Annotated in this window: 25 protein-coding genes and 2 pseudogenes; 9 read left to right on the top strand and 18 right to left on the bottom strand. The window is 73.9% G+C overall.

Annotation, left to right across the window (positions count from 1 at the left end):
* Window positions 1-95: 95 nt before the first annotated feature.
* Together G5C65_RS07010 and G5C65_RS07005 are read right to left on the bottom strand one after the other, a co-directional pair.
* A complete protein-coding gene (locus G5C65_RS07010) occupies window positions 96-641 on the bottom strand; it encodes a tRNA adenosine deaminase-associated protein (RefSeq protein ID WP_165297757.1) in 546 nt (181 codons plus the stop codon).
* Between the two features lie 196 nt (window positions 642-837).
* On the bottom strand, window positions 838-1,047 hold the full coding sequence (locus tag G5C65_RS07005; RefSeq protein ID WP_165297756.1) for a hypothetical protein: 210 nt from the start codon (window positions 1,045-1,047) through the stop codon (window positions 838-840).
* Window positions 1,048-1,160: 113 nt separating this feature from the next.
* On the opposite strand from G5C65_RS07005, the gene upp reads away from it, so the two are divergent.
* Window positions 1,161-1,796 carry a uracil phosphoribosyltransferase gene (gene upp / locus G5C65_RS07000; protein ID WP_165297755.1) on the top strand — a complete coding sequence of 212 codons (636 nt, stop codon included), beginning with the start codon at window positions 1,161-1,163 and terminating at the stop codon, window positions 1,794-1,796.
* Window positions 1,797-2,024: 228 nt separating this feature from the next.
* Here the strand turns inward: upp and G5C65_RS06995 are convergent, their stop codons facing one another.
* From G5C65_RS06995 to G5C65_RS06985, 3 genes are all read right to left on the bottom strand, one after another.
* A complete protein-coding gene (locus G5C65_RS06995) occupies window positions 2,025-2,684 on the bottom strand; it encodes a LytR C-terminal domain-containing protein (RefSeq protein ID WP_165297754.1) in 660 nt (219 codons plus the stop codon).
* A 101-nt stretch (window positions 2,685-2,785) separates the two neighbouring features.
* Complete coding sequence (locus tag G5C65_RS06990) at window positions 2,786-3,082, bottom strand: type II toxin-antitoxin system VapB family antitoxin (protein WP_003999914.1); 297 nt, start codon at window positions 3,080-3,082, stop codon at window positions 2,786-2,788.
* 148 nt (window positions 3,083-3,230) lie between these two features.
* Entirely contained in the window at window positions 3,231-4,766 is a 1,536-nt protein-coding gene (locus G5C65_RS06985; protein ID WP_241265606.1) for a M28 family metallopeptidase, read from the bottom strand.
* Between the two features lie 417 nt (window positions 4,767-5,183).
* Between G5C65_RS06985 and G5C65_RS06980 the strand changes: the two genes are divergently transcribed.
* A complete protein-coding gene (locus G5C65_RS06980) occupies window positions 5,184-6,185 on the top strand; it encodes a DUF368 domain-containing protein (protein ID WP_165297752.1) in 1,002 nt (333 codons plus the stop codon).
* Between the two features lie 211 nt (window positions 6,186-6,396).
* Here the strand turns inward: G5C65_RS06980 and G5C65_RS06975 are convergent, their stop codons facing one another.
* The 6 genes from G5C65_RS06975 to G5C65_RS06950 all read right to left on the bottom strand — a co-directional run bounded on the left by G5C65_RS06975 (window position 6,397) and on the right by G5C65_RS06950 (window position 13,388).
* Window positions 6,397-7,872: a tripartite tricarboxylate transporter permease gene (locus tag G5C65_RS06975; RefSeq protein ID WP_165297751.1), complete on the bottom strand. Its 1,476-nt coding sequence runs from the start codon at window positions 7,870-7,872 to the stop codon at window positions 6,397-6,399.
* Window positions 7,873-7,875: 3 nt separating this feature from the next.
* Window positions 7,876-8,418 carry a tripartite tricarboxylate transporter TctB family protein gene (locus G5C65_RS06970; protein WP_165297750.1) on the bottom strand — a complete coding sequence of 181 codons (543 nt, stop codon included), beginning with the start codon at window positions 8,416-8,418 and terminating at the stop codon, window positions 7,876-7,878.
* Entirely contained in the window at window positions 8,415-9,398 is a 984-nt protein-coding gene (locus tag G5C65_RS06965) for a tripartite tricarboxylate transporter substrate-binding protein (protein WP_165297749.1), read from the bottom strand. The genes G5C65_RS06970 and G5C65_RS06965 overlap by 4 nt, the downstream gene beginning before the upstream one ends.
* Before the next feature lie 155 nt (window positions 9,399-9,553).
* Window positions 9,554-10,126, bottom strand: a complete 573-nt coding sequence (locus G5C65_RS06960) for an HdeD family acid-resistance protein (RefSeq protein WP_165297748.1) — start codon at window positions 10,124-10,126, stop codon at window positions 9,554-9,556.
* A gap of 57 nt (window positions 10,127-10,183) precedes the next feature.
* On the bottom strand, window positions 10,184-12,493 hold the full coding sequence (locus G5C65_RS06955) for an ATP-binding cassette domain-containing protein (RefSeq protein ID WP_165297747.1): 2,310 nt from the start codon (window positions 12,491-12,493) through the stop codon (window positions 10,184-10,186).
* Window positions 12,494-12,569: 76 nt separating this feature from the next.
* Window positions 12,570-13,388 (bottom strand): EamA family transporter, encoded by an 819-nt coding sequence (locus G5C65_RS06950; RefSeq protein WP_206441318.1) that lies wholly within the window; start codon window positions 13,386-13,388, stop codon window positions 12,570-12,572.
* Window positions 13,389-13,564: 176 nt separating this feature from the next.
* Between G5C65_RS06950 and G5C65_RS06945 the strand changes: the two genes are divergently transcribed.
* Window positions 13,565-14,446, top strand: a complete 882-nt coding sequence (locus G5C65_RS06945) for a LysR family transcriptional regulator (protein ID WP_165297745.1) — start codon at window positions 13,565-13,567, stop codon at window positions 14,444-14,446.
* Here G5C65_RS06945 and G5C65_RS06940 read toward each other — a convergent pair.
* The gene (locus G5C65_RS06940; RefSeq protein WP_241265603.1) at window positions 14,361-14,840 is read right to left on the bottom strand and encodes a helix-turn-helix domain-containing protein; all 480 of its coding nucleotides are present in this window, start codon (window positions 14,838-14,840) and stop codon (window positions 14,361-14,363) included. The genes G5C65_RS06945 and G5C65_RS06940 overlap by 86 nt on opposite strands.
* Before the next feature lie 15 nt (window positions 14,841-14,855).
* On the opposite strand from G5C65_RS06940, the gene G5C65_RS40075 reads away from it, so the two are divergent.
* Window positions 14,856-14,984, top strand: a complete 129-nt coding sequence (locus G5C65_RS40075) for a hypothetical protein (RefSeq protein WP_277607985.1) — start codon at window positions 14,856-14,858, stop codon at window positions 14,982-14,984.
* Between the two features lie 34 nt (window positions 14,985-15,018).
* On the opposite strand, the gene G5C65_RS06935 is transcribed toward G5C65_RS40075, so the two are convergent.
* Window positions 15,019-16,044 (bottom strand): ArsR/SmtB family transcription factor, encoded by a 1,026-nt coding sequence (locus G5C65_RS06935; RefSeq protein ID WP_165297744.1) that lies wholly within the window; start codon window positions 16,042-16,044, stop codon window positions 15,019-15,021.
* A 228-nt stretch (window positions 16,045-16,272) separates the two neighbouring features.
* Here G5C65_RS06935 and G5C65_RS06930 point away from each other — a divergent pair, with 228 nt between their 5' ends.
* On the top strand, window positions 16,273-17,154 hold the full coding sequence (locus G5C65_RS06930; protein ID WP_165297743.1) for a cytochrome P450 family protein: 882 nt from the start codon (window positions 16,273-16,275) through the stop codon (window positions 17,152-17,154).
* The gene (locus G5C65_RS06925) at window positions 17,151-17,975 is read left to right on the top strand and encodes an isocitrate lyase/PEP mutase family protein (RefSeq protein ID WP_338146260.1); all 825 of its coding nucleotides are present in this window, start codon (window positions 17,151-17,153) and stop codon (window positions 17,973-17,975) included. Before G5C65_RS06930 ends, G5C65_RS06925 begins: the two co-directional genes overlap by 4 nt.
* Window positions 17,976-18,216: 241 nt before the next feature.
* On the opposite strand, the pseudogene G5C65_RS06920 reads toward G5C65_RS06925, so the two are convergent.
* Both G5C65_RS06920 and G5C65_RS39040 read right to left on the bottom strand, forming a co-directional pair.
* Window positions 18,217-19,207 (bottom strand): annotated as a pseudogene (locus G5C65_RS06920) (RNA-guided endonuclease InsQ/TnpB family protein); the annotation flags it as partial.
* Window positions 19,208-19,340: 133 nt separating this feature from the next.
* Window positions 19,341-19,482: pseudogene (locus G5C65_RS39040) on the bottom strand (MFS transporter); the annotation flags it as partial.
* 38 nt (window positions 19,483-19,520) lie between these two features.
* Between G5C65_RS39040 and G5C65_RS06915 the strand changes: the two are divergent.
* Window positions 19,521-20,183 carry a LysR substrate-binding domain-containing protein gene (locus tag G5C65_RS06915; protein ID WP_165297741.1) on the top strand — a complete coding sequence of 221 codons (663 nt, stop codon included), beginning with the start codon at window positions 19,521-19,523 and terminating at the stop codon, window positions 20,181-20,183.
* A 228-nt stretch (window positions 20,184-20,411) separates the two neighbouring features.
* Here G5C65_RS06915 and G5C65_RS06910 read toward each other — a convergent pair whose 3' ends face one another.
* The 3 genes from G5C65_RS06910 to G5C65_RS06900 are packed head-to-tail and all read right to left on the bottom strand — an operon-like array spanning window position 20,412 to window position 22,287.
* Window positions 20,412-20,549 (bottom strand): hypothetical protein, encoded by a 138-nt coding sequence (locus G5C65_RS06910; protein WP_165297740.1) that lies wholly within the window; start codon window positions 20,547-20,549, stop codon window positions 20,412-20,414.
* Window positions 20,542-21,576, bottom strand: a complete 1,035-nt coding sequence (locus G5C65_RS06905) for a 2-dehydropantoate 2-reductase (RefSeq protein ID WP_165297739.1) — start codon at window positions 21,574-21,576, stop codon at window positions 20,542-20,544. Before G5C65_RS06905 ends, G5C65_RS06910 begins: the two co-directional genes overlap by 8 nt.
* Window positions 21,577-21,591: 15 nt before the next feature.
* Window positions 21,592-22,287: a TetR/AcrR family transcriptional regulator gene (locus G5C65_RS06900; protein ID WP_165297738.1), complete on the bottom strand. Its 696-nt coding sequence runs from the start codon at window positions 22,285-22,287 to the stop codon at window positions 21,592-21,594.
* 115 nt (window positions 22,288-22,402) lie between these two features.
* Here G5C65_RS06900 and G5C65_RS06895 point away from each other — a divergent pair, with 115 nt between their 5' ends.
* Window positions 22,403-23,464 (top strand): aldo/keto reductase, encoded by a 1,062-nt coding sequence (locus G5C65_RS06895; RefSeq protein WP_165297758.1) that lies wholly within the window; start codon window positions 22,403-22,405, stop codon window positions 23,462-23,464.
* 111 nt (window positions 23,465-23,575) lie between these two features.
* Window positions 23,576-25,368, top strand: a 1,793-nt coding sequence (locus tag G5C65_RS06890) for a choice-of-anchor A family protein (protein ID WP_165297737.1), incomplete at its 3' end; no start/stop codon positions are given.

Genomic DNA, 25,368 nt, shown 5'->3' with positions numbered 1-25,368 from the left:
GTGGGGGGCCGGTCGTGCGGTCGGTCGTGCGGTCGGTCATGGGGACAGTGTCGCGCGGGGCGGGCGCGGGCCGCAGCGCCCGCCCCGCGCCCGGGTCAGCGGACGGCCTCCAGGACGTCCGTGCAGCCCAGCGCGTCGGCGATCTCGCTCAGGGCGTCCTGAGGGGTGAGGGAGAGCAGGGCCTTGTTCTCCAGGCCGAGGTCGGACAGCAGGCCCGCGTCGCCCAGCGGGCCGATCGGGGCCGACTCCGCGTCCTCCGCGTCCGAGGCGCCCGCCGGCTCGTCCGGGTCCGGGTCCGGCTCGCCCTCCTCCGTGCCGTCCAGGTCCACGAGCTGGTCGAGTGCCGCGGGGTCCTCCGGTTCGCGGCCCAGCAGCTCGTCCGACAGCAGTATCTCGCCGTACGAGCTGCGCATGGCCGCCGCCGCGTCGGAGACGAAGACGCGGGGGTCGTCTTCGCCGTCCACGCGGACGACGCCGAACCAGGCGCCCTCCTGCTCGATGCAGACCAGCACGGTCTCGTCGTCGGTAGCGGCCTCCCGGGCCAGTTCGGCCAGGTCGGCCAGGGTCTCCACATCATCCAGCTCCGTGTCGCTCGCTTCCCACCCGTCTTCGGTGCGCGCGAGCAGTGCGGCGAAATACACCGTGACTCTCCCACTGATTCAAGATGTGCCCGAGTGCTGACGAGGAACGTACCCCCGCCCCATCGGAATCGTGGCAGAAACCCGGGCCGTGCGAAGGGTCTTCGGCAGTGCGTCGTGCCGGTGTTTGCGCAGATCCGGCGCTACGGCGACCCACCGTTGACCACTCGCGACTCTCAGACATCGGCTCCGTACCGGGTCACCAGCGAAATGTCCGCATGCGGAGGGCTTGCTGCCGCCTGCGGGCCAGCCGGGCCCGGCGGGGCTGGACGCGCTCCCGCAGCTGCCTGGCCTCGTTCAGCTCTCGGAGAAACCGCGCCCGGCGGCGCAGCCGTTCGGCCTCGGCGGCGCGGCGCCGCGCCGCCCGGATGGACTCCCGGTAGTCTGCGGGCTCTTGTTGCTCTGGCATATGCACACCTCCGGTGTACCTGCCCACTCTCCCGTGCTCCGCACTCGTACGCCAGTGCGGAACACCGGGGTTCCAGGCGGAGGCGCGGACGGTGCGGACGATACTGTCGGGGCATGCGGACCCATGTCGTCGACCACCCGCTGGTGGCGCACAAACTCACCACCCTGCGCGACGCGCGCACCGACTCCCCCACCTTCCGGCGGCTCGCCGACGAGCTGGTGACCCTGCTCGCGTACGAGGCGACCCGCGACGTGCGGGTCGACGAGGTCGGGATCGCCACGCCGGTGACGGAGACCACGGGCGTACGGCTGTCCTACCCGCGCCCCCTGGTCGTGCCCATCATCCGGGCCGGGCTCGGCATGCTGGAGGGGATGGTGCGGCTGCTGCCGACGGCGGAGGTCGGCTTCCTCGGCATGATCCGCGACGAGGAGACGCTCCAGGCGTCCACGTACGCGAACCGGATGCCGGACGATCTCTCCGGGCGGCAGGTCTACGTCCTCGACCCGATGCTCGCGACGGGCGGGACGCTGGTCGCCGCGATCCAGGAGCTGATCCGGCGCGGCGCCGACGATGTGACCGCGCTCTGCCTGCTGGCGGCGCCGGAAGGGGTCGGGGTCATGGAGCGGGAGCTGGCCGGGACGCCGGTCACGGTGGTGACGGCGGCCGTCGACGAGCGGCTGAACGACCAGGGCTTCATCGTGCCCGGCCTGGGCGACGCGGGCGACCGCATGTACGGCACAGCGGACTGACCCGCTCCCGGCGAGAGGGGCTGCCCCTTGCTGTTTCGTCGCCGACCGCGGCCTTCGCCGTGGTTGCGCGCGCAGTTCCCCGCGCCCCTGGCGGGGCACATCCGTGCGCCCCGCCAGGGGCGCGGGGAACTGCGCGACCAGCCTCCCCCAAGCTCTCGGCTTCGCTCGAGCAGGGGGTACCCCATCGCACCCGCAGTCTGCGACGTATCGGCACGGGGCTGCCCGGACTCAGCAGGCCCGGTCGGGTGACGGAGCGGGAGCCGGCTTCCTCAGGTGGGCCAGCGCCTTCGCCGCCGCCGACTTCTTCGTCAGCTTGGTGAAGTCGTCCCCCAGCACGAGGTCCACATCGTTCGCGCGCCGCGCGTCCCGCTTGGTGTCGGCCCCCGCGAGCTGCGTGCCCAGCACCTTGAGGCGGGCCGTGGCATCGCCGCCGGGCGCGCCCACGAGCACGCCGCTGGCCTTCACCTTCTTGTCCAGGCCCCGCGGCGCGTTGCCCACCTTGCCGATCTTGAAGCCGCGCTTCTTGAGCGCGTCGGCGGTGGACTGGGCCAGCCCGCCGCGGGTCGTGGCGTTGAGAACGTTGACCTTGAAGGCGCCCGGCGCCGGGAGCTTCGCGGTGCGCCCGCCGGCCTGCGCCGCCGACGCCGACGGGGTCGCGCAGTCCGCCGGCCGGACCCGGCCGCCCGCCGCGCTCCCCGTGTCGTCGTCGCCGCCCGAGAAGACGTCGATGAGCTGGAGCGTCCCCCACCCCAGCACGGCGAGGGCCACGACCGCGGCGACCGCCGCGGAAATGATCTTTCCCCGCCCCCGCGACCTGCGCATACGCGGGTAACGGTCACCCTTGATGCGGTACTGTCCGCCCATGCCGGGGGGAGTGAGCATGCTCATAAGCGCAGCGTAATGCGCAGGGAACGCACTGCCTATTGAACGATCAGCGAATGGTCGGCGCCCCAACCCGATCGGGCCAACCGTCGAGCCGGGCCAGGGGGCTAGTCAAGCTCCAGCACCCGCGCGTGCAGTACCTGCCGCTGCTGGAGCGCCGCGCGTACGGCGCGGTGCAGGCCGTCCTCCAGATAGAGGTCGCCCTGCCACTTCACGACGTGGGCGAAGAGGTCGCCGTAGAAGGTCGAGTCCTCCGCGAGCAGGGTCTCCAGGTCGAGCTGGCCCTTGGTGGTGACGAGCTGGTCCAGGCGCACCGGGCGTGGGGCAACATCCGCCCACTGGCGGGTGCTCTCCCGGCCGTGGTCGGGGTACGGCCGCCCGTTTCCGATTCGCTTGAAGATCACACGGAAAGCCTACCGGGCCAGCGGGGGCGGGCGCAGCCTCGTCGCGGCTGTGCCCTCCTCACGAGCGGTCCGGGCGGCGGAGGCGGTGGGGAGTTGTGCACAGGCTGTGCACAACTCCCCGGGCGTACGCGGGACGCCCGCGGCCGGCTCAGCGGACCAGCAGCCCGCCCCGGTGGCGGGGGCCGGAGCCGTCCGGCGCCCGGTCCGCGCCCGGCGCCGCCGAAGTGCGCCGGTCCGCCGTGCGCTTGGCGTCGCCGGTCACCGGGCTGGTGTCCCAGGCGTAGTGCCCGACGGCGTTGGCGATCACCTTGGCGTTCAGCCCGAGCGCTGTGCGGTTGACGTTCCGCAGGTCGTCGCACGCCTGGTGGTAGCAGGGGTCGTACGCCTCCCCCGCCGTGCCGCCCCACAGCCGCGCCTCCTCGGCCGTCTTGATGCCCTCGGCGCCGGTCTTGCTGCCGCCTGCGGGGATGCCCGCCTCGATGAAGGGGCCGTAGTCGGAGCGGCCGTCGAAGTCCGCGCCCCGGACCTGCTGGCCGCGGGAGGCGAGGAAGTCGGTGATGTCCTTCTCCAGTTGGGCCGAGCCCTCGGGCCCCGGGCCCGAGCCGGTGCCGTCGGAGTCGTCGCCGTCGTACGCGAACAGCCCGTAGTTCGGGCTCGCGATCATGTCGAAGTTGAGATACAGCGCGATCCGCTCGCGCTCGGCGGCCGACAGCCCCTCCACATAGTGCTCGGAGCCCTTCAGACCCAGCTCCTCGGCGCCCCAGAGCGCGAAGCGCACCGTGTTCGCGTGCCGCCCGCGCCGGTCGGCCCGTGCGAGCTGGAGCGCGGTCTCCAGGACGCCGGCCGAGCCGGAGGCGTTGTCGTTGATGCCGGGGCCCTCGGAGACGGAGTCGAGATGGGCGCCGACCATCACCACGTTGTCCGGGTCCCCGCCCCGGGTCTCGGCCAGGACATTGCCGGTGGTGCGCTCCTCCTGGAGCTCGCGCACCTCCAGGTTCACGGTGACCGGGCCCTCCGCCGCCAGCTTCGCCAGCTCCTCGCCCGCGGCCTGGGTGATCCCGCCGGTGGGCACGCGGGCGGCGGACGGGTCGCCGAGGGTGCCGCCGAGCTCGCCGTCCTCGTTGTTGTAGATCACCGCGCCGACGGCGCCCGCTTCGGCGGCCGCGGCCTGCTTCTGTGCGAACGAGCACACGCCGCGCTGGATCAGCGCGATGCTGCCGGTGTAGTCGCCGGACGCGTAGTCCTCGGCCTCGCAGCCCGTCGTGCCGTCCGCGTCCACCGGGACGTGCGCGACGGGCGCCTCGGTGCCGCCCTGCGGGGTGCTCTTGGTGTACGTCATCAGCTTGAGCGGCACGTCGCGCTGCTCGGGGCTGCGGACCGTGAGCTTCTCCGCGAGGGTCTCGCGGTAGGTGAAGCGGAACTTCTGGTACGTGACCTTGTACCCGGCGGCCCTGAGCAGGGCCCCCGCGTACCGCGCCGAGCGCTCGTGCCCGGCCGAGCCGGCGCCGCGGTGGCCGTCGCTGACCCGCGCGATGGCCTGGAAGGCGTGCAGATGGCGCATGGCGCCCCGGTCGCTGGTGCGCTTGACCAGCTTGGCGGCCAGCCGGTCGCCCTTCTTCCCGGGGTCGCCGCCCGCGCCGGCGGCGGTGGCGGGGCCGCCGTTCGCGGCGAGCAGGAGCGGCAGGGCGACGGCCGTCGCGGCGAACGCGGCGAGCGCCCGGCGTCCCGGGCGGCGCCCCGGGCGGCGCCCCGGGCGGCGTCTCGGGCGGCGTCTCGGGCGGTGCGTGACGGGGTGCGGTGCGGTGCGAGGTGCGTTCACAGACCTGTCCTTCCCGTGGTGGGGTGCGCTGGGGTCTGTCCCTTCGGTCGCGGGCGGCGGGGGCGGCAGAAGGGAAGCTAGCGGGACTCGGGGCGCGAGGGAACAACGCGCGAGGTGCGGTGTCGCGACGGGGCGCTCGTGCGCCGTGCGTGCGCCGTGGCTCCGCCAGGCGTTCGCCACGGGCCGGGCACCGGAGCCCCCGACGGGGAACGGCGGGGGTGGGGGCGGCGTTGGTAGCGTGTACCGTCCGCCGCCGACATCCCAGAGGGAATCCAGGAGATCATGGCGAAGTCCCCAGGCCATCCCGTTTTCAACGCCCTCAGGGGCGGACTCATCGGCATGGCCGAGGCCGTGCCCGGGATCAGCGGCGGCACGGTGGCGCTGATCACCGGGGTGTACGAGAAGCTGATCGGCGGCGCCGGGCAGATCACCAGCGCGGTACGGCTCGCGGTGAGCGACGTGCCGCGCGGCCGGGGCACCGCGCGCGCCCGGGAGGCGCTCCGGCAGGCGGACTGGAGCGTACTGGCCCCGCTGCTGGTCGGCATGGTCGTGGCGCTCGGGCTGGGCGCCAAGCTGCTGGCGCCGATCGTCGAGGACCACCCGCAGTTCGCGTACGCGGCCTTCTTCGGCCTGGTGCTGGCCTCGCTCTATGTGCCGTACACCAACTCCGGGCAGCGGTGGCGGCCGGGGCACTACGTGCTGGCCCTGGTGGTGGCCGTCGGCGCGTTCTTCCTGACCGGGATGCCGCCCGGGGATGTGTCCCCGACCACGCCGATGGTCTTCCTCGCGGGCGCGGTCGCGATCTGCGCCCTGGTGCTGCCGGGCGCCTCCGGCTCCTTCATCCTGCTGGCCCTGGGGCTGTACGAGCCCACCATCGACGCCGTGAACGACCGGGACCTCGGCTATCTGGGCGCCTTCGCGCTCGGCTGCCTCGTCGGGCTGGCGCTCTTCGTCAAGCTGCTCAAGTGGCTGCTGGCGAACTTCCACCACATGACCCTGGTGGTGATGACCGGGCTGATGGCCGGTTCGCTGCGCGCCCTGTGGCCCTGGCAGAACGACGACCGCGAGGTGCTGGAGCCCAGCGGCTCGGTGGGCCTGACGGTGGCGATCGCGCTGCTGGGGATGCTCGCGGTGATCTCGGTTCTGGTCGTCGAACGGCGGTCCGGGGGCGGTACCGGGGGCGGTACCGGGGGCACCGGAGCCCCTCCGGGCTCCGAGCCGCCGCCCCGCCGCCGCGGCGGCCGGCACGCCCGCACCCGCTCCATGTCCTCCGTCCAGGACTGATCGCGGGGCGCGCGCTGCGGGAGCGCCCCGCAGGGGCGCGGGGAACTGCGCGCGCAACCACGGCGGACCTGCGGCGCGCACACTCCGGGCAGGGGCAGCCCCTTGCGCTGCCGTCGTGGGCTTTCGCTCCGCCGTGGCTGGTCGCGCCCCCCGGCGGAGCTGCAGTCGAGCACCGCCCCGCGCCCCTGCGGGGCGCGTCCCCACCAGGAACTCACCGCCGGAGGCGGCGTAGCAGGGGCCAGGCCAGCAGGAGGGCCATCACCCCGTACACCGTGACGGAGAACGGGGTGTTGACCAGTCCCGTCAGGCTGCCGTCACTGATCTGCAGCGCACGCCGCAGCTGCTGCTCCGCCGCCGGGCCGAGGATCGCCCCGATGATCGCGGGCAGCACGGGCAGCCCGTACCGCCGCATCATCAGCCCGACCAGCCCGATGAGCAGCAGGATCACCACATCGACCGGCTCGCCCCCCACCGCGTACGCGCCGACCGCCGCGAAGAAGAGGATCCCGGCGTACAGATACGGGCGGGGGATCCGCAGCAGCCGCGCCCAGACCGGGGCCAGCGGCAGATTCAGCACCAGCAGCATCACCATGCCGATGAACAGCGAGGCGATCAGGCCCCACACCAGGTCCGGCTCCCGCTCGAAGAGCAGCGGACCCGGCTGGATGCCGTACTGCTGGAACGCGGCGAGCATGACCGCCGCCACCGCCGTCGTCGGCAGGCCCAGCGTCAGCATGGCGACGAGGGTGCCCGCCGCCGAGGCGGAGGCGGCCGACTCGGGCCCGGCCACCCCCTCGATGGCGCCCTTGCCGAACTCCTTGCGGTGCCGGGAGAGCCGCTTCTCGGTGACGTAGGAGAGGAACGTGGGGATCTCCGCGCCGCCCGCCGGGATCGCGCCGAACGGGAATCCGATGAGCGGCCCGCGCAGCCACGGCTTCCAGGTGCGGCGCAGCTCCGCGCGGCCCAGCCAGGGGCGGCCGACCGGGACCGCGGTGCCGCTGCCCCGCCGCAGATGCGCCGCCACCCACAGCGCCTCGCCGATCGCGAAGAGGCCGACGGCGACGATGACGACGTCGATGCCGTCCGCGAGCTGGAGGCTGCCGAACGTCAGCCGCTGCTGGCCCGTCATCTGGTCCAGGCCGACCAGCCCGAGGGTGAGGCCGATCAGCAGCGAGGCGAAGCCGCGCACCCGGGAGGCGCCCAGCACCGAGGTCACCGCCACGAACGCCAACACCATGATCGCGAAGTAGTCGGGTGCCCCGATGTCCACGGCCAGCTTGGCGACCGTCGGCGCCAGCAGCACCAGCAGCACCGTGCCGATCATGCCCCCGGCGAAGTGCCCGATCGCGGCGGCGGCCAGCGCCTGGGAGCCCCGCCCCGACTTCGCCATCGGGTTGCCCTCGATCGCGGCGATCACGGCGGCGCTCTCCCCGGGGGTGTTGAGCAGGATCGACGTCGTGGAGCCGCCGAACATCCCGCCGTAGTAGATACCGGCGAACATGATGAAGGCCGCGGTGGGGTCGAGCCCGTAGGTCACCGGCAGCAGCAGCGCCACCGCCATAGCGGGGCCGATGCCGGGCAGTACGCCGATAGCGGTGCCGAGCAGCACGCCGAGCGCCGCCCACATCAGGTTGAGCGGGGAGAGGGCGGTGCCGAAGCCGTCCAGCAGGGAGCCGAAGGAGCCCATGGGTCACAGCACCTCCGTCAGCGGGCCGCCGGGCAGCGGAACGCCCAGCAGGGTGTTGAAGACCGTGTAGGTGACGAGGGAGAGCGCCGCCGCGATCAGCGGGTCGCGGCCGAGGGCGTGTTGCCGGCTGCCCAGCGCGAACGCCGCGCCCCAGAACAGCAGCGCGCCCGCGAGCGGGAAGCCCAGCGGCTCGATCAGCGCGGCGAAGGCGAGCAGGACGCCGACGAGCAGCGCCACCGTCCGCCAGTCGCCGGGCTCGTCCAGGTCGACGTCCTCCCCGCCTTCCGCGTCTCCGCGCCCGCCGCGCAGCACGTCCACGGCCAGCGCGACCGCCACCACGAGCAGCGCCGTGCCGACCACGACCGGGACCGTGCGGGGGCCGACGGGGCCGCGGGTCGAGGCGACGGAGTCCATGGTCAGCGCGTCGGTCAGCACGAGCGCGCCGACGCCCAGCAGCAGGGCGCAGACGCCGAGTTCGGAGCGGGCGCGCAGCGCCCCGAGGACGCCGCCCGCCGCCGGGAGCCGTCTCCTCAGCGGCCCGGTCACCGGCCCAGCTCCTTCAGTACGGTGGCCACGCGCTGGTCCTCGCGGGCCAGGAAGCGGCCGTAGCGCGCGCCGGGGAGGTACGCGTCGTCCCAGCCGTTCCTGCGCAGCGACTCGCGCCACTGGGGGGAGCCGCGCAGCTCGCGCACCAGGCGTTCGAGCCGGGTGCGCTCGCTCTCGGAGAGGCCCGGCGGGGCCATGACACCGCGCCAGTTGGTGAACTCCACGTCCAGGCCCGCCTCCCGGAGGGTGGGCGCCGGGAAGCCCCGCACCCGCTCCTTGCCGGTGACGGCGAGCAGCCGCAGCTCACCGGACTCGATCTGGTCGCGGTACTCGCCGAGCCCGGAGACGCCGAACGCCACCTTGCCGCCGAGTACGGAGGCCAGGAGCTCGCCACCGCCGTCGTACGGCACGTAGTTGACGGAGCGGGGCGCGATGCCCGCCGCGCGGGCCATCAGCATGGGCGCCAGATGGTCCGGCCCGCCCGCCGAGGAGCCGCCGCCCACGGGGAGGGAGCCGGGGTCCTTCCGCCAGTCGGCGAGGAGCTGGGCGAAGGTGCGGTACCGGGACTTCTTCGGTACGACCACGATGTCCGGCTCCTCGGTGAGCCGGGCGACGGGGGTGGCGTCGGCGAGCGTGGAGGGCGCGTGGTTGGTGTGGACGGCGCCGACGACGCCGAGCCCCATGGACATGGCCAGCTTGCCGTTGCCGCGCTCGCTCACGAGCCGGCTGAGGCCGACGGTGCCGCCCGCGCCGGGGAGGTTGAACACCTCGATGTTGTGGACGAGTCCGGCGTCCTCGGCGTTCTTGGCGGCGGTGCGGGCGGTGATGTCGTAGCCGCCGCCGGGGGTGTTGGGGACCATGAAGCGCAGGCCGGGGATGTTCGTACCGGTCTCGGCGCCGCTGCTGGTGGTGAGCAGCGGCGGTATCAGCAGGGTCGCCGCCAGCGCGGTGAGCGAGGGGAGCAGGGTGCGCGGGCGCACGCGGGCACCGCCCTTCCGGGGGACGGGAGTGAGGTGGCCCACATCGTGCCCCGGGGGTGGCGCGGTGTCGCGGGGTGCGCGGCAGGAAAAGTATTGGTCGTTGTGGTCGTTGTGGTCGCAACGCCCCCCAGGGCCCTACGGGCGCGGCCAGGGCCCTACGGGCGCGGCAGGTGGCGGCGGACCCGCAGCGCCGTACCGATCTCCATCACGCCCACCGCCACCAGCCAGCAGCCGCCGACGACGGTGAGCACCGTCACCGACTCGAACGGCGACACCAGCAGCACGATCCCGGCCAGCGCGCTGACGACGCCGAGGAACATCTGCCACCCGCGCGCGGGCATGTCCTCGTCGGCGGCGGCTGCCACCGTCTGGGTGAGGCCGCGGAAGAGCCAGCCGATGCCGATCCAGAGCGCCAGCAGCAGGATGGACTGCAGGGCGCCCCGGAAGCAGAAGAGGCCCAGCAGGATGGAGAGCGCGCCGCTGACGAAGGCCAGCACGCGCAGCGCGGTCGAGGCGTGGGTGCCGAAGGCCGCGACGAGCTGGGTGACGCCGCTCAGCAGCAGGTAGATGCCGAAGAGGACCCCGGCGACCAGCAGCGTCGCCCCCGGCCAGATCAGCACCAGCACGCCGAGGACCAGGGTCAGCACCCCGGTGGTGAGCACGGCCTGCCAGGCGCTGCGCGCCAGCCGGTCGAGGGGGAGGAGCGGGGTGCCCGGAATTTGGCTCATGAGCCATTTTTGTAGTATTTGCCGGGTTCCCGCCACTCGGCGGACCGGGGCCCCCGCTCAGTCCCGTACGTACTCCCTCAGATGCCGGGCGGTCAGGGTGTCCGCGCGGGTGACGAGGTCGGCGGGGGTGCCGGTGAAGACGACCTCGCCGCCGTCGTGCCCGCCGCCGGGCCCGAGGTCCACGATCCAGTCGGCGTGCGCCATCACCGCCTGGTGGTGCTCGATGACGACGACGGTGTTCCCGTCGTCGACCAGCCGGTCCAGCAGCGCGAGCAGCTGGTCGACGTCGGCCAGATGGAGCCCCGTCGTGGGCTCGTCCAGCACATAGGTGGCGGCCTGCTCCGCCATGTGGATGGCGAGCTTGAGCCGCTGCCGCTCGCCCCCGGAGAGGGTGTTGAGCGGCTGGCCCAGCCGGAGGTAGCCGAGCCCGACGTCGGCCATCCGGCCGAGAATCGCGCGGGCCTGGCGGGTGCCGGAGCCGCCGCCCGCGCCGCCGCCCGAGCCGCCGGGCCCGCCGCCGTCCGGTGCGAAGAACGCGCGGGCCTCGGCCACCGACATGGACAGCACCTCGCTGATGTTCTTGCCCCGCAGCGTGTACGTCAGCACCTCGGGGGTGTAGCGCGCGCCCTCGCACTGCTCGCAGACGGAGGCGACCCCGGCCATCATCGCCAGGTCGGTGTAGACGAGCCCGATGCCGTTGCAGTTCGGGCAGGCGCCCGCCGAGTTCGCGGAGAACAGCGCCGCCTTGACGCCGTTGGCCTTGGCGAACGCCGTACGCACCGGCCCCAGCAGCCCGGTGTAGGTGGCGGGGTTGCTGCGCCGGGAGCCGCGGATCGGGGACTGGTCGGCGACCAGCACCCCCTCCCGCCCCGTCAGATACCCGTGGATCAGCGAGCTCTTGCCGGACCCGGCGACGCCGGTGACGACGGTCAGCACGCCGGTGGGGATGCCGACGCTGACGTCCTTGAGGTTGTGCAGCGTGGCGCCCTCGACGGCCAGTTCGCCGCGCGGCGCCCGCACGGCCTCGCGCAGCCGGGCGCGGTGGCCCAGATGGCGTCCGGTGAGCGTGCCGGAGGCGCGCAGCCCGGCGAGGTCCCCGGCGTAGGTGACCTGCCCGCCGTCCGCGCCGGCCCCGGGCCCGAGGTCCACGACGTGGTCCGCGATGGCGATGACCTCGGGCTTGTGCTCGACGACGAGGACGGTGTTGCCCTTGTCGCGCAGCCGCAGCAGCAGGTCGTTCATGCGCTGGATGTCGTGCGGGTGCAGTCCGGTGGTGGGCTCGTCGAAGACGTAGGTGACGTCGGTGAGGCTGGACCCGAGGTGGCGCACCATCTTCACGCGCTGGGCCTCGCCGCCGGAGAGGGTGGAGGCCGGGCGGTCGAGGCTGAGATAGCCCAGGCCGATCTCGACGAGCGAGTCCAGGGTCTGCCGGAGGGTGGCCAGCAGCGGGGCCACCGAGGCGTCGTCCAGCCCGCGGACGAAGGCGGCGAGGTCGCTGATCTGCATGGCCGAGCACTGTGCGATATGCACCCCGCCGATGGTGGAGGAGAGCGCGGCCGGGCCGAGCCGGGTGCCGCCGCAGGACGGGCAGTCCGCGAAGACCACGGCCCGGTCCGCGAAGGCGCGGACGTGCGGCTGCATCGCGTCCCGGTCCTTGGACAGGATGGTGCGCTGGATACGGGGGACGAGGCCGTCGTAGGTGGCGTTGGTGGTGCCGATCTTCACCTTGCCGGTGGGGCGGTACATCAGGTCGTACCACTCCTGCTCGGTGAAGTCGCGGAGCTTCTTGTCCGGGTCGTACAGCCCGCAGCCCGCCATCACCTGCCCGTACCAGGAGTCGGGGGCGAAGCCGGGGACGTCGATGGCGCCCTCGTTGAGGGAGCGGTCGCGGTCGGCTATCCGGTCGGTGTCGATCTTGGTGACCTGGCCGAGGCCCTCGCACTCCGGGCACATGCCCTCGGCGGAGTTGAAGCTGAAGGCGCTGGAGGTGCCGATGTGCGGGGTGCCCAGCCGGCTGAAGACGATCCGCAGCATGGTGTACGCGTCGGTGGCGGTGCCCACCGTGGAGCGGGAGTTGGCGCCCATCCGCTCCTGGTCCACGACGATGGCCGCGCTCAGATTGCGCAGCGCGTCGGTGTCGGGGCGGCTCTGGCTCGGCATGAACGACTGGACGAACGCGGTGTACGTCTCGTTGATCAGCCGCTGGGACTCGGCCGCGATGGTGCCGAACACCAGCGACGACTTGCCGGACCCCGAGACCCCGGTGAAGACGGTGAGGCGGCGCTTGGGGATGTCCAGGGAGACGTCCGCGAGGTTGTTCTCGCGGGCGCCGCGGACCTCGATGGCGTTGTGGGCGTCGGCGTGCATCCGGTGTCCTCGTCGTCTCGGGGCCAATAACTGGGTACACCGTACTCGGAAATGCCGACCACGTCTGTCGGGTTTTTCACCGGGCGGCCCGTACCCGTACGGCCGTGGAGGCGGCGACGGTGTTGGCGGCGACGATCACGGCGATGGCCAGCCAGGAGCCCGCGTCGAGACGCTGGCCGAGGACGGCGAGCCCGACCAGCGCGGCGAACACCGGGTTCACGCTCATGAAGACGCCGAAGAACTGCGCCGGAACCCGGCGCAGCGCCAGCAGGTCGGCGAGGAACGGCACGGCCGAAGAGAGCACCCCGGCGGCGAGCGCGCAGCCCAGTGCGCCCAGGGTGGGCCGGTGGTGCGCGAGCACCCAGACGCCGGCCGGCAGATAGAGGGCGCCGGAGAGCGCCGCGGCGGCGGCCGAGCCCTCCAGACCGGGCAGCCGGGCGCCGACCGTCCGGTTGAGCAGGATGTAGCAGGCCCAGCAGACCGCGGCCAGCAGCGCCAGTCCGATCCCGGGGTAGTCGGTGGTGGGCGTGGGGCGGGTGAGCACCGCCACGGCCCCGGCGGCGGCCAGCGCCGCGACGAGGTCGACCCGGCGCCGGGCGCCGGCCAGGGCCACGGTCAGCGGGCCGAGGAACTCCAGCGTCACGGCCAGCCCGAGCCCGATCCGCTCGATCGCCGCGTACAGCGACAGGTTCATCCCGGCGAACACCAGCGCGAGGCCCAGCACCGGGCGCCACTGCGCGCCGGTGAACCGCCACGGCCGTGGCCGCCCCGCCGCCACCAGCACGGCGGCGGCCACCCACTGGCGCACCGCCACGACCCCGACCGGGCCGATCACCGGGAACGCGAGCGCCGCGACCGAGGCGCCGGTCTGGTTGGACAGCCCGCTGCCCAGCATCAGCGCCAGACCGCCCCGCCGGCCCCCGGCGGCGGTCGGGGTCGGGGTCGCATCCGAGGTCGGGGCCGGGGTCGGGGTCCGGTTCGCGGTGGGTGAGTCGATGGCCATGCCGACACGATGCGACCCTCCCTCGCATACGCAAAATGCATACACCGACCTACCTATACGCTGGACGCATGGACAGCCCCCGGGGTGCGGACGCGCTCGAACTGCGGCATCTGCGCTGCCTCGTCGCCATCGTCGACACCGGCAGCTTCACCGACGCGGCGCGGGAACTCGGCGTCTCGCAGGCCGCCGTCTCCCGCGGCCTGCGGGCCCTGGAGGGCGCCCTGGGGGTGCGGCTGCTGCACCGGACCAGCCGCAGCACGGCCCCCACCACGGCGGGCGTGCAGGTCCTGGCCCGCGCCCGGGTGCTGCTCGCCGGCGCGGAGGAACTCGTCCGCGAGGCCACCACCGGGCACACCCGTCTGCACATCGGCCACGCCTGGTCGGCCTTCGGCCGGCACACCACGGAGTTCCAGCGCCGCTGGCAGGAGCAGCACCCCGGGACCGAGCTGCGCCTCATCCGCCACAACACCGCGACCGGCGGTCTGGCCGAAGGGCTGTGCGACCTCGCCGTCATCCGTGCGCCGCTCGATCTGACGCCCTGGTCCCACGCCCTGATCGGCCACGAGCCGCGCTGCGTCGCCCTCGCCTCCGACGACCCCTGGGCCCGCCGCCGCAGCATCCGGCTGGGCGAGATCTCCGGCCGCACCCTCGCGATCGACCGCCGCACCGGCACCACCACCCTGGGCCTGTGGCCCGAACCCCACCGGCCCGAGGTCGAGTACACCCACGACATAGACGACTGGCTCGCCGCGATCGCGACGGGCCGCTGCGTCGGGCTCACCCCGCAGGCCACGGCAGCGCAGTACCGGCGGGACGGCATCACCTACCGCCTGGTCCGGGACGCCGGCCCCGTCCCGGTACACCTCATCTGGCGCCCCCACGACCCGCACCCCGCAACCCACACCGCCATCGCCCTGGCCACGAGCCTGTACCGCGAGGGCCGCCGCTAGGAGCCTGGCCTTGGTCCCCCCCCGGCCCGGTCACGAGCCCGGTCGAAGGGGAGCGTGCGCGACGTGCGCTGTTCGCGCCGCCACCTCGTCGAGAGGACGTGGTGGCGTGTCGTCTTCCGGCGAGCTGATCCTTCTGGAGCATGTGAACGTAGGGCTGTCCGCGGAGCACGGACAGCGTGACCCCGAGTGCGCGCGCTACGGTGGCGAGCACAGACGGGCTTGCCGGCTGCTCGCCGTTCTCGACCCGGGAGAGCTGGCTGGTGGACACGTGGGCAAGGCGGCCCAGTTCGGCAAGGCTGAGGTCTCGGATGGCGCGAACTCGCGAATGCGGGTTCCGATGTGCCTTTCGGTGTGGTCGGGCGTGCTGGCTCCCCTTGCGTGCCGACTCTCGCAATGTACGCGCGTCGGGTTGCGCGGGGACCCGGTGTGCGACGCGCCCCGCACGTTCGCGGTCCGTACGACGCTGAGCCGGGGCCCGCTGCCCCTGGACCACTGGCCGCTGCCGCAGCAGCGCCCGGAGCGCAACGGGCCGGGGTGAGGCCGGGGTGAGGCCGGGGTGAGCGCTTCCCCGACTACGAGGGTGCGGCCCGCGTCCCGGGCGCGGCGGCGGCCTGGCGCAGCAGCTCGGCGCCCAGCTCGGTCAAGGTGTGATGGCAGCGGCCTGCGGTGCGCTCGGTGGCGATGAGACCGCCGCGCCGCAGCACCGTGGCGTGCTCGCTGGCGGACGGCGGGGACAGCCCGGCGCGCCGGGCCAGCTCCCCGGTGGACAGCCCAGGGCCGCTGGTCCCCGGGGCTTCGGCCAGGGCGACGGATTCGAGTACGGCGGCACGGCTGTGCCCGAGCAGCGCGGCGAGCGCGTCGGAGGGGCCGGGGTGCCGGGCCTGGAGAGGCGCGGCGACCTCGTAGTAGAGGGTGGGCTGTTCCTCCTCCGGATTGCAGGGGATGTACGAGGTGAAGGCGGCGGGCGCCAGCAGGAGCCCGCGCCCGCGCAGGTCGTAGTCGTAGGTGCCGTGGCCCACCACCTCCAGGACGGGCGGATGCCACCGGATGCGCGGACCGAGGCTGCCCAGCACCCGCTCCATGCCGCCGTCGCGCAACTGGCGCGTACGGAAGGCGAGATCGGCCGCGAACCAGGCGACCAGCCCCCGCCAGTACGGGCCGACGGCGACGCGGTGGAAGTCGCGTACGGACTCGGCCAGTTCGCGCGCGGTGTCCCGGTCGCCGTCCGCGAGCGCGTCGGCCCAGCCGGGCATCCCGCGGTACTGCGCCACGTGGGCGAGGTCCGCCTGCAGCACCGCACGCGGCGTCGCGCACAGCCGCTCCAGCTCCTTGTCGAGGGAGCGCAGTGCGTGGTGCGGCCGGAGGAAGCCGGGGATCGGGGCGGGCGCGAGGGGCGTCAGCTCGCAGAACATGGGCTGCTGTCGGTCCTGGTGCTCGTTCCGGCGCGCCGCCGTGACCGCGCGCCGCCACAGGTCGATCTCCGGCCGGAAAGGGCCGCGGGCCAGTCGTACGGCGCTGAACGTGGTGGTGGCCAGCGGGCTCGGCTCCCCGGCGAGCCGGGTGCGGGCGAGATCGGTGACGGTGAAGTGGATCCGCATGGCGCTTCCCCCCACCCCGCGTACCGCGGGGACCGCATCGCTGTGTACCGCCGCGCCGCGCGCCGTCACGCGTCGGGCGGAGCCGAACTGTCCCCCTCCGGCACGGCCGGTCGCGGCACGGTGTGGACATGAGGATACGGAAGAGGGCGCGCGTCGGAACCGGGGCAAGGACGCCGGCCGGCCGACACTTCGGGCCGCGCCGAACCGTCCCGGACCTAGCCTGCCTCCATGACCACCGGGACCACGGAAGCCGTGCACCACTTCGACCGCTACGACGACATCCTGGCGGCCCTGGCCGACCCCGCCCTCGTCCCCGAGCGGGCCGACGAACCCGAGGGGCCGGAGGGGCCGGAGGGGCCGGGCGGTACGGGAGGTACGGGCGGTACGGCGCAGCCGGGCACCATGGCCTGGCTGCGGGCCAGGGTCGCGCGCTTCAGCGCCGGCGAGACCCACGCGCGCCGCCGCGCCCTGGTGGAGGCGGAGCTGGCCCGCGTCGACCTGGCGGCGCTCCGCGTGGCTCCGGACACCGGCGAGGGCGAGGGCGAGGACGACGACGCGGGGCCGGCCGTGGTGGCGGCGCTGGCGGAGGCGCTGGGGATGCCCGACCCGGCGGGCGTGGCGCGCGCGGTGGCGGTCGTCGCGGGCGCCTACTTCGGCGCCGGGGACGCACCGGAGGCGGACGCGGCCCTGGCCTGGCTGCTGCCCCGCGTCCAGGGGGGTACGGAAGCCGCGAGTGGCGGCCGGGAGGCGGCGGCGAACCGGATCGGGCTGCTCGTGCAGGCGTGCGACGCGACGGCGGCGCTGGTGCGGCACGCCCGCCGCGCCCCGGAGGGACCGGCGGCCGACCGGGTGCGGCACGCGCTGCGGCACGACCCGCCCGTCCGCGCGATGCGCCGGGTCGCGGCGCGCGCGACGCGCGTGGGGGAGGTCGCCGTCGCGCGGGGCGACCGCGTGCTGCTCGATGTGGCGGTTGCGCAGCGGGACGGCGCCGTACCGGTCCTCACCTTCGGCGCCCCGCCCCGCCGCTGCCCCGGTGAACGCCACGCGCTGGCCCTGGCGGAGAGCGCGGTGGAGCGGGAGCTCCGCGGCACGGGGCGGTGGTCGGCGTGACCCTCAGCCCGTTCGCCGCGCTGCACCGGCCGCCCGCCGCTCCCCTCCTGCTGCCCAACGCCTGGGACCACGCCTCCGCCGCCGCGCTCGCGGCGCACGGCGGGTTCCCGGCGGTCGGCACGACCAGCCTCGGCGTCGCCGCCGCTGCCGGGCTGCCGGACGGCGCAGGCGCGGCCAGGGCCGAGACGCTCCGGCTGGCCCGGCGGCTGGGCGGCGGCCCGTATCTGCTCTCCGTCGACGTCGAGGGCGGGTTCGCCGAGGACCCCGGTGAGGTCGCCGCGTTCGCCCGTGAGCTGTACGAGGCCGGAGCGGTGGGCGTCAACATCGAGGACGGCGGGGCCGACGGCACGCTGGCCGCGCCTGCCGCGCACGCCGCGAAGATCGAGGCGGTCAAGGAGGCGGTGCCCGGCCTCTTCGTCAACGCGCGCACCGACACCCACTGGCTGCCCGGCGGGGATCCGGCGGAGACCGGGCACCGGCTGGAGGTCTACCAGCGCGCGGGCGCCGACGGCGTCTTCGTGCCGGGCCTGGCCGACCCGTCCGGTATCGCCGCCCTGCTGGCCTCCCTCGACGTCCCGCTCAATGTTCTGTACGCGCCCTCGGGCCCGGCCCTTCCCGAGCTCGCCGAGCTGGGCGTCGGCCGGGTGAGCCTGGGCTCGTTCCTCTTCCGCCGCGCCCTGGGCGCCGCCCTTGACGCCGCGCTGGCGGTGCGGGAGGGGCGTGAGGTGACGGGCCCCGCCCCGTCGTACGGGGAGGTGCAGGCCCTGGCCCCCGGTGCGCCCGGTGCGCCCGGTGACCCCGGTGCGCCCGGTGCCCCGTAGGCGCTCGTAGGGGCGCTCAGGGTGTGCCGACACGGCTTTCGCGGGCCACCACGCGGGAGCGGGGGCGGCGCAGCAGCCCGTACGCGCTCAGCGCCGACGCCAGCAGGACGGCGGTGAACGGGACGAAGAGGGCGGCGCGGTAGCCGTCCAGCAGATCGCCGGGCGCCGAGCTGGAAGCAGGTTTGACCTCCTCGCCCACCTGGAGGAGGGCGATTCCCGCCTGCCGCGCCGTTGTCGGGTGCGGCTTCGGGTGGGTTCCTGCTTCATCGCGCTGCGCCAGAACGAATCCTGGTCTCACCTGCGCTCCACAGGCTGACACCGCCAGTCCGGCGGCCTTTGCGACGTTGACCGCCGCGTTGATGTCCCGGTCCAGGACGGCTCCGCACTCCGCACACGTCCACTGTCGGACGTGGAGGGGTTTGGGGCCGTCCTTGGCGCCGCAGGCCGAGCAGACCTGAGAGGTGGGCTCGAACCGGCCGATGCGCACGAAAGTGCGCCCGTACCGGCGGGCCTTGTACTCCAGCATGGCCGTGAACTGCGACCAACCGGCGTCGTGCACGGACTTGGCCAAACGCGTACGGGCGAGCCCTTTGACCGCCAAGTCCTCAACGGCCACCGCTTGGTTCTCACGGATGATCCTCGTCGAGAGCTGGTGGTGGAACTCGCGGCGCGCGTCGGCTACCCGGGCATGCGCACGGGCGACGCGAAGCCTGGCCTTGTCCCTGTTGCGGCTGCCCTTCTCCTTGCGGGACGGGGCGCGCTGAGCCTTCTTGAGGCGCTTCTCGGCCCGGCGCAAGAAGCGCGGGCTGTCGGTCTTCCGCCCGTCGGAGAGGACGGCGAAGTGCCCGAGACCGAGATCCACGCCGACCTCGGGCGTGACGGGGGCCAGACCTTCTTCCGGGCCGGTCTCGACAACGAACGACGCGAAGTACCTGCCCGCACTGTCCTTGATCACGGTCACGGTGGACGGCACGGAAGGAAGAGCGCGTGACCACTTCACGGCCACGTCGCCGACCTCGGGCAGCCGCAGCTTCCCGCCCGGGAGTCCTCTTCGCGGCCGAGAGCCGCTGGGACAGCTCCCCAGAGGTAAGGAACGGCAGCCCGGCGGCACGGGCGTCCTCACGAGCGCGGAGCGCATCGTTGAAGACCACCCGAGCGCACCCGAACGCCCGGGCCAGCGCCGAACGCTGAGGACCGTTCGGATACAGGCGGAACCCGTACCTGAGCTGCATGGCCGTCACGCTACCGGCCACCACTGACGACGCCTCGTCCCAGAACGAACATCCATGAAACTGTGCAGGTCAAAGCAGGTTTGAGATGACCTGCACCCCGACGTAGACGCCGGAGCACCGGCCAAGATCAGCGGTAGATGAGCAGCGCCCGCTCCCGCCGTGGCCCCCTCGAAGCCGGTGGGGATGGGGGAGAGTCCGGCTGGTGTCATGAACGCGGCCGCCACGCCCGTCACGAAGCGGGCGACGATCAGCATCCGCCCCTCGGTCGCGAAGCCGGGTCGGCGCCCCGCTGTTCGTCCGTACGAGCCGCCGGGTGGAGCTCACCGAGCTGGGCCGGTCCCTCCGGGACGACCTGGCGCCGCACCACCGCGCGATGCGGGACGCGCTGGAGCGGGCCGCGGTGAGCGCGCGCCGGGTGGCCGGGAAGCTGCACGTCGGCTTCTCGGGCCCGCTCGCGGGGGTGCGGGTGATGTCCGCGGTGGAACTGCTGGCCGCCCGCGCCCCCGAGCTGTCGGTGCTGGTGTGCGAGGTGCCGGTGGCGGATCCGGGGCTGTCTCAGGGGCGGGCGCTGCTGACCGAGGGCCGGGTGCTGGCGCTGCCCAGCGCGCACCCGCTCGCCGAGCGCTCCGTCCTCTCGCTGGAGGATCTGGCCGGGGTGCCGCTGCTCACCTTCCCCTGCGCGGACGACGCGGCCTGCCGCGAGCGCTACGCGCCCTCCCGCACCCCGTCGGGCCGCCCCGTCCCCAGCGGCCCCGAGGTGTTCAGCGACCAGGAGGCGCTGGTGTTCGTCGCGGCCGGCCAGGGCGCGTGGCTGGCGGCGGCGCACGCCACGACGTACCACCGCCGGCCGGGGGTGACCTATGTCCCCGTGCCGGACGCCGAGCCGATGACGTACGGCCTGGTCCGGCGGAAGGGCCACGACGCCCCCGCTGTACGCGCCTTCGAGCGCGCGGCGGAGGAGGCGGGCCGGGATTAGTCGCTCGTACGGATGATTGGTCCGGGCCTGCGGAGCCGGGCCGGGTCCGGGGGGCGACGATCGCGGCATGCCGCACGGACCGCTTCCGCCCTGTTGCCCGCACTGCCCCGAGCACCCGCTCCTCTGGAGGGACACGACCACCACGAGACCAGGCAGAGAAGACGCATGGCGGTGGTTCTGCGGCAGCTGCGCGTACCTGTTCGAGCCGACTCCTCAGCAGCGGGCGAGCTACGCGTAGGCGGGGTAGTCCGGGTAGTCCGGGTAGTCCGGGTAGTCCGGGTAGTCCGGGTAGTCGGGGTCGTCGGACGACGGCGCGGTGCCCCGCGGCGGTCCGTAGTCCGGAGCGGTACCCGCTCGTTCACTCACGGTCGAGCTCGGCCAGCAGCTCAGGTCCCGTCCAGCGGTGCCGTGCCGCCCCGTCCCGTTCCGCCTGCCGGACCAGCTCCGCGATCCGCGCGTTCGCCGGAGCCGCGAGCCCGTGCCGTGCCGCCAGCGCGACGACCTCGCCCTGCAGGTCGGCGATCTCCGTCGCGCGCCCCCGCTCCAGGTCCTCCCACATGGACGAGCGCGCCGTGGCGTCGATCCGCAGGGCCTCCCCGGCGAGCTGCGCGTACTCCGCGTCCGGCAGCCGCAGCACCTCGATCACGAAGTCCGGTCCTGCGGGGCCGAGCTGGGCCGGTTCCATCCCGCCGGCGCGGAAGGCGGCCAGCGCCTCCTGCTGGCAGCGCGCGAGGCACTCGCGGTAGGCGCGCTGCCCCAGCTCCTCCAGCAGCGTCAGCCCGCTCAGCGCGTTGACCGCGTTGTTGAGGTTGAGCAGCAGCTTGGCGTACTGCACCGCCGCCATGTCCGGACGGGTCGCCGTCTCCAGCCCGGCGCCGCGCAGCGCGGCGACGAGCGGCGCCCCGCGCGGGTCGTCGTCCAGCACCAGCTCGCCGCCGACGCCCCGGTGGTACGTGCCGGGCCCGACGCCGAGCACGTTGTACGGCACCATGCCGGTGAGCACCGTGTGGCCGGGCAGCCCGTCCCGCAGGACGCCGGGGTTGCGCAGCCCGTTCTGGAAGCTGGCGACGACGGTGCCGGGCCGCAGCAGCAGCCGCAGCTCCTCGGCGGCGCGGGCCGTGCCCGCGGACTTCACGGTCACCAGGACGCACTCGGCCGCGCCCACCGCGTCCCGCACCGCCGCCGCGTCCGTCGCGGTGCGCAGCTCGTGGGGCTTGACGCGGACATCCGGGGCGTCCGAGGTGCTCAGGGTCAGCCCGCGCTCCCGCGCGGCGTCCAGCACGGCGGGCCGTCCCACGAGGGTGACGTCGGCGGTGCCCGCTGCCGCGAGATGACCGCCCAGATAGCACCCGATGCTCCCGGCCCCGAAGACCGCGACTCTCAGCTGTGTCATGCCGGGAGTCTGTCCCTAGCCCTGCGCCTCGTACACCCCCGTGTGCTCCCGCACATACGCCCCGGCGCACGCCGCCGCGTACGCGGCCTGCGCCGCGCGGTGCGCGCTCTCCTCGTCCAGCGGGGCGCCGGTGGCCAGCAGCCGGTAGTAGAGCGGGGCCGAGACGGCGCGGATCACCTCGTGGGTGTCGGTGCCCTGCGGGAGCTCGCCGCGCTCGACGGCCTGCCGGGCGCACGGCTCCCACTCCGCGATCCGGCTCTCGTAGAAGCGGTGCAGCGCGGCCGCGGTCCGCTCGTCGCAGGTGGCCGCCGCGATGACGGCCCGGAACAGCCGGCCCTGCCGCGGGTCGGCCAGGGTGCGCCGCACCAGGCGGGCGTTGGCCTCCAGATCGCCGAGGAGCGAACCGGTCTCCGTACGCGGCGAGGTCCGCGCCATGTCCGCGAGCAGATCGGCCAGCAGCCCGGTCACGGTGCCCCAGCGGCGGTAGACGGTCGTCTTGCCGACGCCCGCGCGGCGCGCGATGTCCGCGAGGTCGAGCTGCGCGAAGCCGTGCTCGGCCAGCGCGTCCCCGGCCGCGCGCAGCACGGCCGCGCGGACGCGGGCCGTCCGCCCGCCGGGGCGCACGGTGCCGGGCTCGTCGGTGCCGGGCTCCTCCGCGCCGGGCTCCTCCGAGTCGGGCTCCTCCGTCTCCGGTGGCTGTGCGGTCGTCATAACGGGTCTCCAGTTCCCTTAATGCGGCGACTCTGTTACGGTAGCGTGCGTCTTAATGGAACCGTAGTTCCGTTAGTACCGCTCGTATCTAGTGCTCTCCGAGGAGTGAGTGATGATGGAGTACCGGCAGCTCGGCGCCAGTGGCCTCAGGGTTCCGGCCCTCAGCTTCGGCACCGGCACCTTCGGCGGGCGGGGCCCGCTGTTCGAGGGGTGGGGCACCACGGACGCCGACGAGGCCCGGCGGCTCGTGGACATCGCGCTGGACGCGGGCCTCACGATGTTCGACAGCGCGGACGTCTACTCCGACGGCGCCTCGGAGGAGGTGCTGGGCGAGGCGGTCAAGGGCCGCAGGGACCAGGTGCTGATCTCCACGAAGGCCGCCCTCCCGACGGGTGACGGGCCCGGGGACTGGGGCTCGTCGCGGCCCCGGCTGATCCGCGCGGTCGAAGGCGCGCTGCGCCGCCTGGGCACCGACTACATCGACCTGTTCCAGCTGCACGCCTACGACGCCACGACGCCCGTCGAGGAGGTGCTGGCCACCCTCGACCAGCTCGTGCGCGAGGGCAAGGTCCGCTACACCGGCGTCTCCAACTTCTCCGGCTGGCAGCTGATGAAGTCCCTGGCCGTGGCGGACCGGTACGGCCATCCGCGCTATGCGGCGCACCAGGTGTACTACTCCCTGGTCGGCCGGGACTACGAGTACGATCTGCTGCCGCTGGGCCTGGAGGAGGGCGTGGGGGCCCTCGTCTGGTCCCCGCTGGGCTGGGGCAGGCTGACCGGCAGGATCCGCCGCGGCAGCCCCCTCCCGGCCGACAGCCGGCTGCACACCACGGCGTCCTTCGGCCCGCCGGTCGAGGAGGAGCTGCTCTACCGCGTCGTGGACGTCCTGGACACGCTGGCGGAGGAGACCGGCCGGACGGTGCCCCAGATCGCCCTGAACTGGCTGCTCCAGCGGCCCACCGTCGCATCCGTCATCATCGGCGCCCGGAACGAGGAGCAGTTGCGGCAGAACCTCGGCGCCGTCGGCTGGGCGCTCACCGCGGAGCAGAGCGCACGGCTGGACGCCGCCAGCGCGCGGCACGCCCCGTACCCCCACTTCCCGTACCAGCGCCAGGAGGGCTTCGCCCGGCTCAACCCCTCCCCGGTCGACCTCACCCCGCCAGCACCATTTGAGTGATTATCGCCCCGGTGTGGGGTCCCGGGCGGTGTCGTACCCCCTCGGCCTCCCCGTGCGGCGCGATGCTCCTTCCAGGGGGCGGACCATCTCAGCCGCATCAGGAGGAGCACGATGACGCTGTCAGCACCACCTCCCCCGCCGCCCGCGGGACAGCCACCCGCGGGCGCGCCCGGAACCTCCCACTCCGCTCAGGCCCCGGCCCGCCGCGCGGGCCGGGGCGCGCGGGCCGGGCGGGCCGTGCGCGCCGCCCTCGCCGCCGGTGCCACCCTCGCGCTCGCAGCCGTCGCCGTGCTGGGCTCCGCCGGGACGACCCCCGCCGCCGCCGACACCCTCCCCGGCGGCCTCGGCCCGTGCGTGGGCCCGGACTGCCCCGACCCGTACCCGCCGATCCACAACGGGCCCATCGCGGGCCGCGACAACGGCATCAGCGTCTTCGTGGGCGGGGACTTCCGGGTGCGCGAGGGCGCGGCCGAGGCCGAGGGCCGCGTCGTCACGCTCGGCGACTTCGACCAGAACCGCACCCGGGGCGGCGCCGTCTACAACGTCGGCGAGGCCGGCGTCGGCTCCCGGGTGCCGCCCCCGGTCGGCGCGGACTGGCTCACCACGGGCGGCGCCGTCACCGTCGCCAGCGGCAACCGGCTGCTCGCCGAGCAGGGCGTGGTCCGGCACGCGCGCGGCACCAGCGGCACGATCCTGGCCCAGCGCGTCGTGCAGGACCAGGACGCGGCCGCTCCGTACGAGGGCCTGCGCGAACAGCTGACGGCGGCCAGCCGCTGCTACGCGTACGGCGACGACGGCGAGGGCCGCCCGGCCACCGGTACCGCGGTGAACAACGGCACCGCCACCGTCTTCACCGGCGACGGCACCTCCAGCCTCCAGGTCTTCAACGTCGACTTCGACATGACCGGCGCTTCCGGCGGCCAGCAGGGGCTGACGTTCGCCAACATCCCGGACGACGCCACGGTCCTGGTCAACGTCATCGGCGGGCCGCGCACCATCAACACCTACAGCGGCGGCATCGCCGACAGCGACCCGTTCAACCAGCTGCGCGAGCGGCTGCTGTGGAACTTCCCGGACGCCGGGGAGGTCACCCTGGAGGGCACCGGCCAGTTCCAGGGCAGCGTGCTGGCCGGCAACCCGGCGAGCACCACCACGCTCACCCTGCCGGGCCTGAACGGGCGCTTCTTCACGGCCGGTTCGCTGACCCACACCTCGCGCGCCAGCGGAGGCGGCGGGCAGGAGATCCACAACTACCCGTTCAACGGCGACCTCCCGGACTGCGACCCCGCACCCGCCCCCAAGGGTTCGTTGACGGTGGTGAAGACGGATGCGGTCAGTGGTGATCCGCTGCCGGGCGCGGTGTTTGAGGCGTGGGAGGAGACGAACGGCCGTGCGGGTCTGCAGACGTCCGGCGACGATCCGGACCGGCGTACCGGCCCGGCGTGTACGACGGATGGGCGGGGTCGGTGTGTCTTTGGGGAGTTGGAGTTGGGTGAGTACTACCTGCGTGAGACGGCGGTGCCTGATGGGTATCAGCTTCCGGATCGTGTGGTGACGGGTCCGTATCGTTTGACCAGTGATAATGCGTCGGAGGGTGTGACGGTGACGCTGGGGAATGAGCGGACGCCGGATGAGCCGAAGGGCTCGTTGACGGTGGTGAAGACGGATGCGGTCAGTGGTGATCCGTTGGCGGGTGCGGTGTTTGAGGCGTGGGAGGAGTCGAATGGTCGTGCGGGTCTGCAGACGTCCGGTGATGATCCGGATCGGCGTGCGGGGTCGGCGTGTACGACGGATGGGCGGGGTCGGTGTGTCTTTGGGGAGTTGGAGTTGGGTGAGTACTACCTGCGTGAGACGGCGGTGCCTGATGGGTATCAGCTTCCGGATCGTGTGGTGACGGGTCCGTA

Origin of the sequence: Streptomyces boncukensis, from assembly GCF_011045075.1 — a bacterium.
GTDB lineage: Bacteria > Actinomycetota > Actinomycetes > Streptomycetales > Streptomycetaceae > Streptomyces > Streptomyces boncukensis.
Note: the sequence above shows the minus strand (reverse complement) of the source record. Positions and strands in the feature narration are given on the sequence as shown.